The organism is Pelagovum pacificum (assembly GCF_016134045.1).
Taxonomy (GTDB): Bacteria; Pseudomonadota; Alphaproteobacteria; order Rhodobacterales; family Rhodobacteraceae; genus Oceanicola; species Oceanicola pacificus_A.
Window position 1 is genome coordinate 2,577,559 of record NZ_CP065915.1, and the last position, 12,921, is coordinate 2,590,479.

Sequence of the window (12,921 nt, forward strand, 5' to 3'; positions counted from 1 at the left end):
CGCGAAGCCGGCGGGGCCCCCGCCTAAGGCAGCCTTGAAGGAGCAATCCCGTGAAATTCTTCGTAGACACCGCCGAAATCGACGCCATCCGCGAACTCCATGCCCTCGGCATGGTCGACGGCGTGACGACCAACCCCTCGCTGATCGCCAAGTCCGGCCGTGACATCAAGGAAGTCACCAAGGAGATCTGCGATCTCGTCGACGGCCCCGTCTCCGCCGAGACGGTCGCGCTCGACGCCGAGGGCATGATCAAGGAAGGCCACGAGCTGAAGAAGATCGCCGACAACATCGCGATCAAGGTTCCGCTGACGTGGGAAGGCCTGAAGGCCTGCAAGACGCTCACCGACGAAGGCCACATGGTCAACGTGACGCTCTGCTTCTCGGCCAACCAGGCGCTGCTCGCCGCCAAGGCCGGCGCGACCTTCATCTCGCCCTTCATCGGCCGCCTTGACGACCTCAACATCGACGGGATGGAGCTGATCGCCGACATCCGCGAAATCTACGACAACTACGGCTTCACCACGCAGATCCTCGCCGCATCCATCCGCTCGGCCAACCACATGAGCGAAGCCGCGAAGATCGGTGCCGACGTGGCGACCGCGCCGCCGGCCGTCATCCATGCGATGGCGAACCACGTCCTGACGGACAAGGGCCTCGACGCCTTCCTGAAGGACTGGGAGAAGACCGGTCAGAAGATCGTCTGATCGACCGCGTCCCCTCGGGGCCAGACAGGAACGCCCGGCTTCCGCCGGGCGTTTTTCGTTTCGGTCCCCGTGCGGGTGCGCATCAAGCGCGCACCCTACAGTCATCGTCGAACCACCGTAGGGTGCGCGCTCCATGCGCAGCCGACACCCCCCGTCGCAGCACATCCGAACCACCGCAGGGTGCGCGCTCGATGCGCACCCGACACCCCCGTCGCAGCATACCCGAACCACCGCAGGGTGCGCGCTCGATGCGTACCCGACAGCCCCCGGCACAGCACAGCCGATCCACCGTAGGGTGCGCGCTCGATGCGCACCCCGGACCGGCCACCTACTCCACCGGCGCCCCCAGCACCGCCATCGTCGCGCCCAGCACCGCCAGCCCGAACCACCCGACGGCGCGGCCTCCCTGACCGTCCCGCCGCGCGGCGATCCCGGCGATCAGCGCCTGCACGCCATAGTAGAGCGCGAACGCCCGGCTCGCATGGGCGATGATCTCGAACACGTTGAACGTCCAGGTCATCACCAGTCCGAGCCCCACCAGCACCACGTAGGACAGCCGCGGCCCCAGTTTGCCGCCTGTCAGCTCGTGCATGAGGCCTCCGGCACCGCTGGTGTCCGCCACGGCGGCGGAGAACTGCGCCGACAGCGCCGCCGCCACCAGCAGGACCGGCAGGACCGCCGCGACGACCCGCATCATGTCGATGATCGCCGCCTCGTCGACCTCGGGCATCTCACCGCCGAGCGACCACGCCAGCAGCACCACGTAGACCATGTAGATCGCCGCCGAGAGCATCTGCGCCAGCCGCATCGACCGGATACGCGTCGCCGCGTCGTAAGTTCTGCCGAGGTAGCGCGACGTCTCGAACCCCTGCACCGTCACGATCAGCCCGAAGGCCAGCGTCGTGCCCTCCCACCAGCCGACATGCACCGGCGTCAATGTCAGTTCACCGGCAGAAACCCTGCCGGCGAAGAACCACGCCAGCCCCGCCAGCAGCCCCGCGATGATGGCCAGCTTGATCCCCACCGAAACCTGCTCCATCCGCTCCAGCGCCTTGAAGCCCCAGGTCCAGCCGACAAGGAGGATGACGAGGAATACGGCGGTCGTCACGATCCGGGCATGGACCGGATCGTTCCACGGCGTGAGGTTCACGGCGAAGGACCCGAACAGGTTCAGGTAATAGGCCACCGCGATGAAATAGGCCCCCACCAGCGCCCAGGAGGCGGCGGCGTCGAGGCCCCGTTCCGCGCGTCCGCGCTGATCCTCGCCGTCGGCAAGGTCGGCGATGTTGCGCCGGATCGCCATGCCGAAGAGCCAGGCCACGACGCAGAGCAGCGCCATCATCGCCGGCGCCCAGAGCCCGTAGGCATGGCTCAGCACCGGCCCGAGGACGAGAAACCCGCTCCCGATGATCGAGGCAAGCGGCGTCATGGTGGCACGCCACCAGTCCTTCCGGGCGAGCGCCGGGCGGGCGAGCAGGAAACCGGTGGCGGCGACGACGATGAGGATAAGCACGTTCAGCATGGCAATAGCGCTAGCCCGACGCGTGGCGAACCGCCAGTGCCTGCGCGATGGCCGCGCATTAAGGACTAGGCGCAGACCCGCCGGATCTGCTATGGTTTCGGCAACAACAAGACGAGACAGGCATGAGCACCAAACCCCAGATCGACGCCGCCGTGCGCGAGCGGATCATGTCGGATCCAGAGTTCCTGCTCGAGGATCAGGACCTCATGCGGGCCCTCGTCGCGGCCAACGAGTCCGCGATGGGCAAGAACATCGTCGACCTGCGTGGCATCGCGATGGAACGTCTTGAAAGCCGGCTCGACCGGCTCGAGGACACCCACCGCAACGTCATCGCCGCCGCCTACGAAAATCTCGCCGGCACCAATCAGGTCCACCGCGCGGTGCTGCGCCTGCTCGACGCCGTGAAGTTCGAGGAGTTCCTCGGCAGTCTCGGCGGCGACGTGGCCGACATCCTGCGGGTCGACGCGATGATCCTCGTGCTCGAAAGCGATCATGGCGCGGAGGAGGAAGGCACCCTCTCCCGCCTCGGCGACGTGCTGCATGTCGGCGGTCCGGGCTACGTGTCCGACTACATCACCCGGGGCCGCAACATGGCGATGCGTCCGGTGACGCTGCGCCAGATCAAGGCCGAGGACGACAGCCTCTACGGCGACAAGGCGGAATACATCCGCTCCGAGGCCTGTATCCGGCTCGACTTCGGCGAAGGCCGGTTGCCGGGGATGCTGGTCATGGGCTGCGAGGATCCGCACCAGTTCACGCCCCAGCAGGGCACCGACCTGCTCGCCTTCTTCGGCGGGGTGTTCGAGCGCGCCATGCGGCGCTGGCTCTCCTGATCTCTCCCGCGCTCCGCGACGCGGCGCAGGCCTGGCTCGACCACGCCCGCGCGCTGCGCGGTGCGTCCGAGAAGACGATCGACGCTTACCGCGCGGACGTGCTCGGCTTCCTGTCCTTCATGACGCTGCACCATGGCGAGGCGCAGGGCCTCGGCCCCGTCTCCCGCGTGACGGTCAGCGACATGCGCGCCTGGATGGCGCACGAGCGTTCGCGCGGCGTGTCCGCCCGGTCGCTCGCCCGGGCGTTGTCGGCGGTGAAGGGGTTCTACCGCTGGCTCTCCGACCGCGAGGGGTTCGAACCGACGGCGGTGCTCTCCACCCGCTCGCCCAAGTTCCAGAACAAGCTGCCCCGCCCGCTGGCCGTCGACGCCGCGCAGGCGATGATCGACCGGGTGGAGCTTCAGGCGACCGCCCCCTGGGTCGCGGCCCGGGATGCGGCAGTCGTCACCCTGCTCTACGGTTGCGGGCTGCGGATATCGGAGGCGCTGTCCATCACCTTCGCCGACACACCGCTCGCCGACACGCTGCGCATCCGCGGCAAGGGCAACAAGGAGCGGATCGTCCCGGTCATCGGCCCCGCGCGTGACGCGGTGGACGCCTACCTGCGCCTCTACCCCGGCCCGCGTGAGCCGCAGATGCAGCTGTTTCGTGGCGTGCGCGGCGGTGCGCTGAACGCGCGCGCGATCCAGAAGGTGATGGAGCAGGCGCGGATGCAGCTCGGCCTGCCTGCCAGCGCGACGCCCCACGCGATGCGCCACAGCTTCGCGACGCACCTGCTCGGCGCCGGCGGCGATCTGCGGACGATCCAGGAACTGCTCGGCCACGCGTCACTCTCGACCACGCAGGCCTACACCGCAGTGGACACCGCCCGGTTGATGGAAGTCTATGACGCCGCCCACCCGAAGGCGAAACGCTGATCGCCGGACCAGTCGCCTCGGACGGCACTCCGGTCCGCCTTCCCTGCCGCGCCCCCTTTCAATCCGGGACCAATTCGGACATGACAATACCATGAAACCCGTCCGCCAGGCCGCGCTCGCCGTTCATTTCCTTACCGCCACCGGTGCCGTGTTCGCGATGCTCGCGCTGCTCGAGGCGGTCCAGCAGGACTGGCGCGCCATGTTCCTCTGGCTGGTCGTCGCCTTCGTGGTGGACGGCGTCGACGGGCCGCTCGCCCGCAAGTACGTGGTGAAGACCAACGCGCCGGAGTTCGACGGCGTCCTGATGGACCTCATCATCGACTACCTCACCTACGTGTTCATCCCGGCCTACGCGCTGTTCGGGTCGGACCTCCTGCCGGGCTGGACTGGCTGGGCTGCGATCCTCGTCATCACCTACACCAGCGTCGTCTACTTTGCCGACACGCGGATGAAGACGGCGGACAACAGTTTCTCCGGCTTCCCGGGATGCTGGAACATGGCGGTGCTCGTCTTCTTCGCGACAGAGCCGTCGCCCGCCGTGATGCTGCCGATCATCGTGATCCTCGCGGCGCTGATGTTCGTCTCCGTGAAGTTCGTCCACCCGGTGCGCACGGCCCGCTGGCGGTCCGTCACCCTGCCCGTCGCGCTGGTCTGGACGCTGCTGTCGGCCTATGCCGCATGGCGCAACTTCATCCTCCCCGACATCATCGAGGCGGGGCTGGTGCTGACGTCGATCTACCTGCTCTGCGTCGGCGGCGTGCAGCAGCTGATTCCGAGATCCCGGAAGAGCGGCTAGACCCGCGACAGCGGCCCGGTCGCGGACGGCGTTGATCGCTTGAAGCAGCCATGTCCCGCGCGGACCAAGGCATGACCGCCCCGGCAAAAACCGGGACGGTCAGTTTGCTTCAGCCGAGCGCCTCGTCGCAGCGGGCGCAGGTGCCGGGATGGGAATGGGTGCCGACGTCCGGCAGGACCTTCCAGCACCGCTCGCACTTCTCGCCCTCGGCCTTCTCGAACACCACGCCGATACCGGACACGTCCGTCAGCCGGAACGCTTCGGCCGGAGCCGGGTCCGATGTCAGACGGATGTCCGACGTGATACAGATGTCGTCGAAGGCGACCGTCTTCAGCGCCTCCAGCGTCTCCGCATCCTCCACGTGGACGACCGGCGCGGCCTCGAGCGAGGCACCGATCACCTTCTCCGAGCGCTGCACCTCCAGCGCGGCGGTCACGACCCGGCGCGCGCGCCGGACGTTCGCCCACTTGGCGGCCAGCGCGTCGTCCCGCCACCCGGCGGGCGTCTCGGGCATGTCCTCGAGGTGGACCGAACTCGTCTCGCCCGGGAAGCGTTCCAGCCAGACTTCCTCCATCGTGAAGACCAGCACCGGCGCGAGCCACGTCGTCAGCCGGTGGAACAGCAGGTCCAGCACCGTGCGCGCCGAGCGGCGGCGCAGCGTGTCGCCGTCGCAATAGAGCGCGTCCTTGCGGATGTCGAAATAATAGGCCGACAGCTCCACCGTGGAGAAGTTGAACAGCGCCTGGAACATCCCCTGGAAGTCGAACGTCCGGTAGCCCTCGCGGACCACGTCGTCCAACTCCGCCAGCCGGTGCAGGACCCAGCGCTCCAGCTCGGGCATCTCCGACGACTCGACCCGGTCGCTTTCCTCGAAGTGGGACAGCGCACCCAGCATGAAGCGCATCGTGTTGCGCAGCCGGCGATAGCTGTCGGCGACCCCTTTCAGGATCTCCGGCCCGATGCGCTGGTCGGCAGTGTAGTCCGTCTGCGCCACCCAGAGCCGCAGGATGTCGGCGCCGTACTGCTTCGTCACGTCCTCGGGCGACACGGTGTTGCCCAGCGACTTGGACATCTTGTTGCCCTTCTCGTCGAGCGTGAAGCCCGCCGTGACGACGTTCCGGTAGGGCGCGTGACCCGTGGTACCGACCGATTGCAGCAACGAGGAGTGGAACCACCCCCGGTGCTGGTCGGTGCCCTCGAGGTAGACATCGGCGATGCCGTCCTCCGTCCCGTCTTCGCGGTCACGCAGGACGAAGGCGTGGGTGGAGCCGGAATCGAACCAGACGTCGAGGATGTCGAACACCTGCTCGTACTCGTCCGGGTTCACCATGCCATCGAGGAACCGGGCCTTCGCCCCGTCCTTGTACCACGCGTCCGCGCCCTCGGCCTCGAAGGCTTCGGCGATCCGGGAATTGACCTTTTCCGACCTCAGAAGGAAATCCGGGTCCGTCGGAAGCAGTCCGACTTTCACAAAACAGGTCAGGGGCACGCCCCACGCGCGTTGGCGGGAGAGCACCCAGTCGGGCCGCGCCTCCATCATGGAGAACAGCCGGTTCCGCCCGGAGCGCGGGTGCCAGTTCACCTTGTCGATGGAGGTCAGCGCACGCTCGCGGATGGTCGTGCCGTTCTCGTCCTGCCCGTCACCGACGGGCCGGTCGATGGCGGCGAACCATTGCGGCGTGTTGCGGAAGATCACCGGTGCCTTGGACCGCCACGAATGCGGATAGGAGTGCGCCACGCGACCGCGCGCGATGATGCCGCCGGCCTCGACCAGCTTGTCGATCACGGCAGCGTTGGCCTTGCCTTCCTTGCCCTTGCGGTCGAACACCTGAAGCCCCGCGAAGAAGGGCACATGCGGCAGGAATTCCGATTCCTCGCCGACATTGTGCGTCATCCGGTCGAGCCAGTTGCGGCGCATGAAGCACTCGTAGTCGTCGGCCCCGTGGCTCGGCGCGGTGTGGACGAAGCCCGTCCCCGCATCATCGGTCACGTGGTCGCCGTCGATCATCGGCACCTCGTAGTCCCAGTAGCCATCCGCCCCGTCGAGACCGGCGAAGGGATGGCGCATCACCATCTGGCCAAGCTCTTCAGGCGAGACGTCCCGGACGCGCGTCCACATGCCCGGCTCCAGCCGCGCCTTGGTCAGCACCTCTTCGGCCAGCGCGTCGGCCAGCAGGTATTTGTCGCCGACCTTGCACCAGCATTCGTCCGGCGTGCCCGTCACCTCGTAGAGGCCGTAGGCGATCTTCGGATTATAGGCGACAGCCTTGTTGGACGGGATCGTCCAGGGCGTCGTCGTCCAGATCACGGCCTTCGCACCCGAGAGCGGCCCCTCGACCACCTCGAACGGCACCCAGATCGTGTGGCTCTTGTGGTCGTGATACTCGATCTCCGCCTCGGCGAGCGCGGTCTTCTCGACCGGCGACCACATCACGGGTTTGGAGCCCTGGTAGAGCGTGCCGTTCATGAGGAATTTCATGAATTCCTCGGCGATGACGCGCTCGGCGTGGAAATCCATCGTCAGGTAGGGCTTGTCCCACGTGCCCGTGACGCCGAGCCGCTTGAACTCTTCCCGTTGCACGTCGACCCAGCCGGCGGCGAAGTCGCGGCATTCCTGCCGGAACTCGAGCACCGGCACCTTGTCCTTGTCGAGACCCTTCTGGCGGTACTTCTCCTCGATCTTCCACTCGATCGGCAGACCGTGGCAGTCCCAGCCGGGGATGTAGCGGCTGTCGTGGCCCATCATCTGGTGGCTGCGCACCACCATGTCCTTGAGCACCTTGTTCAGCGCGTGGCCGATGTGCAGGTGTCCGTTTGCATACGGGGGGCCGTCATGCAGCGTGAAGGGCGTGCGGCCCTCCTTCTCGCGCAGGCGGTCGTAGACCCCGATTTCCTCCCACCGGGCGAGCCAGTCGGGCTCGCGTTTCGGCAGACCGGCCCGCATGGGGAAATCGGTCTGCGGCAGGTTGAGCGTGGTCTTGTAGTCGGGCGTGGCGACGGTATCGGCGCACATCGGCGGCGTCTCCTCGAAAATCGGTCGGTTGGGGAATAGTGCGCGTCACGCTTGGGCGCAACGACTTGACCCGGCGGCTCCGTGCTTCAGAGCGCCGGGAGGCTAATTCGACCGATGGGAAGGGCGAAATACGTCATGGCCGGCTTCTACGCCCCGCGTGCCGGTGGTGCAAGCGGCGCCTTCCCCGCCGCGCTGTCCCGCCATAAAGTTGCGCCCATGAGGTATCGGATTGCCATCGCCGGCGCGGGGATCGGGGGACTCGCCTGCGCGGGGCTGCTTCACGACGCGGGCCATCACGTCACGCTCTTCGACCAGTTCGACGCGCCGCGGCCCGTCGGTTCGGGCCTCGTGATCCAGCCCGTGGGCATGGCGGTGCTGGACCGGCTCGGCGCAGGTGAGGCCGCCGCGACCTTCGGCACGCCCATAACGCGGATGCTCGGGCGCGAATGCAAAAGTGGCCGGCGCGTCCTCGACGTGCGCTATGGCAAGGTGCCGGGTCTCGGCATTCACCGCGCATCGCTGTTCCAGTCGCTGCTGGAGGCGGTGGAGGCGCGGGGCATCGAGCTTCGGACATCGGCGATCGTTACCGGACAGGCGTCGGGCAGGCTGCACCTGTCCGATCACCGGACAGAGGGGCCGTTCGACCTGATCGTCGATGCCTGCGGAGCGGGATCTGCGCTCTCGCCGCTCCGGTCGCGCGCCCTGCCCTACGGGGCGATCTGGGGCACGGTCGACTGGCCGGAGACGGACCTGCCCGCCGACCGGCTCAGCCAGCGCTATCGTCGCGCCGACCGGATGCTCGGCATCCTGCCCATCGGACAACTTCCCGGAAGCGGACAGCGCAAGGCGGCGATCTTCTGGTCCCTGCCCTCGGGCGGGCACGCCGACTGGATCGGCGGCGGGCTGGAGCGCTGGACGGCGGAGGCGGCGGAACTCTGGCCCGCATTCATGCCCTTCATCGAACAGGTGTCCGATCCCGGACAGATGACGATGGCGCGCTACACCCACGGCACGCTTCACCGCCCCTGGGGCGACGGGATCGTCCACATAGGCGACGCCGCGCACCGGGCCAGTCCGCAGCTTGGCCAAGGGGCCAACATGGCGCTGCTCGACGCCGCGGCGCTGGCGGATGCGCTGACGCATTTCCCGCTTGCCGACGCGCCCCGGGCCTACGCGCTCGGCCGGCGCTGGCACGTCCGGGCCTACCAGACGATGTCGGCGGCCTTCACGCCGCAATATCAATCGGATAGCCGCTGGTTGCCGGTGCTGCGCGACCGCGTGCTCTTCCCGCTGAGCCAGGTGCCGCCGCTGCCGTGGGTGCTGTCGCACCTCGTCAGCGGCACGCTGCTGCCGGCATCGGGATCGCTGCCTACTCCCGCTCGCCGAAGAGCCCGGTCAGAGCCCGCCGCACCAGCGCGGTGACCGAGGGCCGCTTGACCGCGCCGAAGGGCAGCGGGCGGCAGACCTCGATCGCGGCGACGCCGACCCGCGCCGTGAGCGCTCCGTTCACCACGCCCTCGCCGAAGCGGCGCGACACGCGGGCGAGCAGACCGCCGCCCGCGACCGACCCGACGAGGTCGTCGCCGACTGCGACCGCGCCCGTGGCAATGAGGTGGGTGAAGACCGACCGCGTCAGCCGCCACGCCGACAGGCCCCCCGACCGTCCGCCGTAGACCTCGGCCACCCGGCGGATCATCCGCAGGTTCGCGGTCAGCGCCGTGATGACGTCCGCGAAGGCCAGCGGCACGACGGCGGTGACCGTCGCCACCTGCCGGGCGGACGCCTCGACCTCGCGCATCGCGCGCTGATCGAGGGGGACGAGGATGTCCGTCTCGATCAGGCCAAGCAGGCCGTCGGCATCCATTACCTCGGCCCGACGCTCGGCGAAGCGGGCGCGGCCCCACTCCGTATCGGGGCGCCCGGCATAGAGCGCGACGACGCTGTCGGCCACCTTGCGCGCGCCGGTCAGGTCGTGGTTCGTCAGCGCCTCGGCCGCGCCCCGGTGAATATCGTCGAGCCGTTTTAATCTGTTGAACGCCGCGAGCTCCTTCACCGCGATGATGAGCAGGACCAGCGCGAAGCAGGCCAGCAGCACCAGCGCCACGAAGCCGAGCAGCGGCGAGGCAAGTAGCAGGCCTTCGACGAAGCGCCAGGCGGCGACCGAGATCACGAAGCCGAGGATCGTCGCCAGCAGCGACCAGAACCAGCGCGACAGGGGCGAGGGTTTCGACGCGGCGAGCGCGGCGACCTGCACCATGGCCGCTTCCCGCGTGGCGGGATCAAGCTCGGGGACCGGCGCGGCATCCGCCGGCGAGGGGCCGGGCGCATCCTCGTCGAGGTCGATCAGGACCGGGCCGTCACGCTCCGCCATGGGACCACTCCATCCTGACGTCGGGCAGGCCCTCGTCGTTGTCGCCGTCCGTCGCCTCCACCTCGCGGAACCCGTGCCGGGTGTAGAAGGCGATCGCGCCGTCATTGGCGCGGAAGGTCCAGAGCGACAGCTGTACGGTTTCGGACATTGCCTGTTTCAACAGGGCCGAACCGATCCCCTGCCCCCGCCATCCGGGATCGAGGTAGAGCGCCGGGATTTCGCCGTCGCGCCGCGCGAGGAAGCCCGCGACGCCGGTGTGCAGGTCGGGCGACGCGGGTCCGGTTCCGGTCGCGTGCCCGGTATCGGCCACAGTGATGCGGGCGGTGCTGAACAGGCGTCCGAGAAAGCCGAGGTCCTCGGCCCGCGTGTGCAGCGACGGCATCCAGATCGTATCGCGACACCAGTCGCCGAGGATGCGCGCGCAGTCGGGCAAATCGTCGTGGGTCGCGGGGCGCAGGGTGACAGTCATAGCCGGTCTCCGAACAGGAACTGGGCGGCCCGGTCGAGCCGGATGTGCGGCGGCCCGTCGCCCGGCTCGAGCGTCAGGCGCGCGGGCGCGAAATCCATGATCTCGTAATCCGCGTCGAGCCACCGCTCCGCCCCTTCCCGCGCCGGGGCCAGCAGGTGACCGGGATCAGAGGGCAATTCACCGGGATAGAAGGCGGCCTGCTTGCCGGTGCTCTTGAGCCGGCCGCGCACCACGTCGAGCGTGCGGCCACCGTGCTCCACCCGGTCCTCGACCGTGGTACGCAGCGAGGCGATCGACATCGCCTCCGTCTTCGCGCCGGCGAAGGCGGCCCGGTCGCGGGCGTCGCGCAACAGCGCCTCGGTGATCGCCGTCAGTTCGGGGTGTTGCGTATGGTGCAGGTGGTCGGCCTTGGTCGCGGCGAAGAGGATCTTCTCCACCCGGCGGCCCTGGAAGATGCGGGACAGGAAGGAGTTCCGCCCCGGCTGGAACGCCGACAGGATATCGGCGAGCGAATGGCGCAGATCCTCGACCGCCCGCGGCCCGGCGTGGATCGCGCCGAGCACGTCGACCAGCACGATCTGCCGGTCGATCCGGCTGAAATGGTCGCGGAAGAAGGGGCGCACCACGTTGCGCTTGTAGCTTTCGTAGCGGCGCTCGAACTCCCGCCAGAGCGAGCGGCGGCCGGTCTCTTCAGGTTTGGCCAGCGGCGCGAAGGTCAGCACGGGCGAGCCTTCGAGATCGCCGGGCAGCAGGAAGCGCCCCGGCGTGCAGTCCGACCAGCCCTTCGCCCGCGCGACGTTCAGGTAATCGGCGTAGGCCGACGACAGCCGCTTCGCCGTGGCCTCGTCGAGGTCGGCGGCGCCATCGGTGGCGCTGGCCATGGCGAGGTAGCCCGCCGCCTCCTTGCGGTTGGCGATACGTGTCAGCGTCTCGTCCGACCAGCTGGCGAAATCCTTGTCCATCAGCCCGAGGTCGAGCAGCCACTCGCCCGGATAGTCCACGATGTCGAGATGCACGGTGCGCGGCCCCTGCCAGCCCGACAGGAGCCCCGTCGGCTGCACCCGGAGCGACAGGCGCAGCTCGCTGATCCGGCGCGTGCCCTCGGGCCATCGCGGCTCGGGCGAGGTGAGCGCGGCGAGGTGGTCCTCGTACTCGAACCGAGGGATCGTGTCGTCCGGCTGCGGCTGGAGGTAGGCGGTGCGGATCGCGCCGTTCTTGGCGGCCAGAAGCTGCGGCATCCGTCCCCGGTCCATCAGGTTCGCCACCAGCGAGGTGATGAAGACCGTCTTGCCCGCCCGGCTCAGCCCCGTGACGCCGAGCCGGATCACCGGGTCGGAAAACGGCGCCGAGGCATAGTCCGTCATCGTCTCGACACTGCGGGATATTCCGTCCGCTATCGCGGTGATGACCAAGACCTGCCCCTTTCACTTCTTTCGCGGCAAGATAGGGCGGGTGTGCCGCGATGTGTAGGGCCGACTGGCCCGCTTGCTCCGGACACGGCCTTCGGCTACGCGCCGGACATGCCCCGCTACGCGCTCAAGGTGGAATATGACGGCGGCCCGTTCTCGGGCTGGCAGCGGCAGGTCGACCTGCCGACCGTGCAGGGCGCGATCGAAGCCGCGCTCGCCCGGCTGGAGCCGCGCGACCACACGATCGCCGCCGCGGGCCGGACCGATGCCGGGGTGCATGCCTTCGGGCAGGTGGCCCATGCCGACATGGAAAAGGACTGGGACCCGTTCCGCCTGTCGGAGGCGCTGAACTTCCACCTCAAGCCCGCGCCGGTCGCGATCATCGCCTGCGCCAAGGTCGCCGACGACTGGCACGCTCGCTTCACGGCGATCGAACGGCGCTACCTGTTCCGGCTCGTGGCCCGGCGCGCGCCGCTGACCTTCGAGAAGGGCCAGGTCTGGCAGGTGGGCCATCCGCTCGACCTCGCCGCGATGCGTGAGGGGGCGGCGCATCTCGTCGGGCGGCACGACTTCACCACCTTCCGGTCGTCGATCTGCCAGGCGGACAGCCCGGTGAAGACGCTCGACAGGTTCGAGATCGAGGAGATCACCCGCCCCGACGGCTTCCCGGAATACCGCTTCCGCCTGCGCGCCCGGTCGTTCCTGCACAACCAGGTCCGCAGCTTCGTCGGCACGCTGGAGCGGGTCGGCGCGGGGGCCTGGGCGCCCGACCGCGTGGCCGAGGCACTCGCGGCGAAGGACCGCGCGGCCTGCGGGCCGGTGTGCCCGCCGCATGGGCTGTATCTCGCCGGTGTCACATATCCGCACGATCCGTTCGGCCAATGACG

11 protein-coding genes are annotated in these 12,921 nt (G+C 68.6%); 6 read left to right on the forward strand and 5 right to left on the reverse strand.

Annotation, left to right across the window (positions count from 1 at the left end):
- The first annotated feature begins 50 nt into the window (after nucleotides 1–50).
- On the forward strand, nucleotides 51–704 hold the full coding sequence (fsa, locus tag I8N54_RS12755; protein ID WP_140197223.1) for a fructose-6-phosphate aldolase: 654 nt from the start codon (nucleotides 51–53) through the stop codon (nucleotides 702–704).
- A 328-nt stretch (nucleotides 705–1,032) separates the two neighbouring features.
- On the opposite strand, the gene I8N54_RS12760 is transcribed toward fsa, so the two are convergent.
- Nucleotides 1,033–2,226 carry an APC family permease gene (locus tag I8N54_RS12760; RefSeq protein WP_140197224.1) on the reverse strand — a complete coding sequence of 398 codons (1,194 nt, stop codon included), beginning with the start codon at nucleotides 2,224–2,226 and terminating at the stop codon, nucleotides 1,033–1,035.
- Nucleotides 2,227–2,348: 122 nt separating this feature from the next.
- Between I8N54_RS12760 and I8N54_RS12765 the strand changes: the two genes are divergently transcribed.
- From I8N54_RS12765 to I8N54_RS12775, 3 genes are all read left to right on the forward strand, one after another.
- On the forward strand, nucleotides 2,349–3,059 hold the full coding sequence (locus tag I8N54_RS12765; protein ID WP_140197225.1) for a DUF484 family protein: 711 nt from the start codon (nucleotides 2,349–2,351) through the stop codon (nucleotides 3,057–3,059).
- Nucleotides 3,056–3,976 carry a tyrosine recombinase XerC gene (locus tag I8N54_RS12770; RefSeq protein WP_140197226.1) on the forward strand — a complete coding sequence of 307 codons (921 nt, stop codon included), beginning with the start codon at nucleotides 3,056–3,058 and terminating at the stop codon, nucleotides 3,974–3,976. The genes I8N54_RS12765 and I8N54_RS12770 overlap by 4 nt, the downstream gene beginning before the upstream one ends.
- A gap of 91 nt (nucleotides 3,977–4,067) precedes the next feature.
- On the forward strand, nucleotides 4,068–4,772 hold the full coding sequence (locus tag I8N54_RS12775) for a CDP-alcohol phosphatidyltransferase family protein (protein ID WP_140197227.1): 705 nt from the start codon (nucleotides 4,068–4,070) through the stop codon (nucleotides 4,770–4,772).
- A gap of 109 nt (nucleotides 4,773–4,881) precedes the next feature.
- Here I8N54_RS12775 and ileS read toward each other — a convergent pair whose 3' ends face one another.
- Nucleotides 4,882–7,785, reverse strand: coding sequence for an isoleucine--tRNA ligase (gene ileS / locus I8N54_RS12780; protein WP_140197228.1), 2,904 nt, complete (start codon nucleotides 7,783–7,785; stop codon nucleotides 4,882–4,884).
- Between the two features lie 216 nt (nucleotides 7,786–8,001).
- On the opposite strand from ileS, the gene I8N54_RS12785 reads away from it, so the two are divergent.
- Nucleotides 8,002–9,207, forward strand: coding sequence for an FAD-dependent oxidoreductase (locus tag I8N54_RS12785; protein WP_140197344.1), 1,206 nt, complete (start codon nucleotides 8,002–8,004; stop codon nucleotides 9,205–9,207).
- Here I8N54_RS12785 and I8N54_RS12790 read toward each other — a convergent pair.
- The 3 genes from I8N54_RS12790 to I8N54_RS12800 are packed head-to-tail and all read right to left on the reverse strand — an operon-like array spanning nucleotide 9,155 to nucleotide 12,037.
- Entirely contained in the window at nucleotides 9,155–10,156 is a 1,002-nt protein-coding gene (locus tag I8N54_RS12790) for a YcjF family protein (protein ID WP_140197229.1), read from the reverse strand. The genes I8N54_RS12785 and I8N54_RS12790 overlap by 53 nt on opposite strands.
- Nucleotides 10,143–10,625 carry a GNAT family N-acetyltransferase gene (locus I8N54_RS12795; RefSeq protein ID WP_140197230.1) on the reverse strand — a complete coding sequence of 161 codons (483 nt, stop codon included), beginning with the start codon at nucleotides 10,623–10,625 and terminating at the stop codon, nucleotides 10,143–10,145. The genes I8N54_RS12790 and I8N54_RS12795 overlap by 14 nt, the downstream gene beginning before the upstream one ends.
- Complete coding sequence (locus I8N54_RS12800; protein WP_140197231.1) at nucleotides 10,622–12,037, reverse strand: YcjX family GTP-binding protein; 1,416 nt, start codon at nucleotides 12,035–12,037, stop codon at nucleotides 10,622–10,624. Before I8N54_RS12800 ends, I8N54_RS12795 begins: the two co-directional genes overlap by 4 nt.
- Nucleotides 12,038–12,145: 108 nt before the next feature.
- Between I8N54_RS12800 and truA the strand changes: the two genes are divergently transcribed.
- A complete protein-coding gene (gene truA / locus I8N54_RS12805; RefSeq protein ID WP_140197232.1) occupies nucleotides 12,146–12,919 on the forward strand; it encodes a tRNA pseudouridine(38-40) synthase TruA in 774 nt (257 codons plus the stop codon).
- The last annotated feature ends 2 nt before the right edge of the window (nucleotides 12,920–12,921 follow it).

Excerpts from the sequence above, each read along its gene's own strand:
- I8N54_RS12760 (WP_140197224.1), bottom strand. The coding sequence starts at position 2,226 with ATGCTGAACGTGCTTATCCTCATCGTCGTCGCCGCCACCGGTTTCCTG.
- I8N54_RS12765 (WP_140197225.1), top strand. The coding sequence starts at position 2,349 with ATGAGCACCAAACCCCAGATCGACGCCGCCGTGCGCGAGCGGATCATG.
- I8N54_RS12775 (WP_140197227.1), top strand. The coding sequence starts at position 4,068 with ATGAAACCCGTCCGCCAGGCCGCGCTCGCCGTTCATTTCCTTACCGCC.
- ileS (WP_140197228.1), bottom strand. The coding sequence starts at position 7,785 with ATGTGCGCCGATACCGTCGCCACGCCCGACTACAAGACCACGCTCAAC.
- I8N54_RS12785 (WP_140197344.1), top strand. The coding sequence starts at position 8,002 with ATGAGGTATCGGATTGCCATCGCCGGCGCGGGGATCGGGGGACTCGCC.
- I8N54_RS12790 (WP_140197229.1), bottom strand. The coding sequence starts at position 10,156 with ATGGCGGAGCGTGACGGCCCGGTCCTGATCGACCTCGACGAGGATGCG.
- I8N54_RS12795 (WP_140197230.1), bottom strand. The coding sequence starts at position 10,625 with ATGACTGTCACCCTGCGCCCCGCGACCCACGACGATTTGCCCGACTGC.
- truA (WP_140197232.1), top strand. The coding sequence starts at position 12,146 with ATGCCCCGCTACGCGCTCAAGGTGGAATATGACGGCGGCCCGTTCTCG.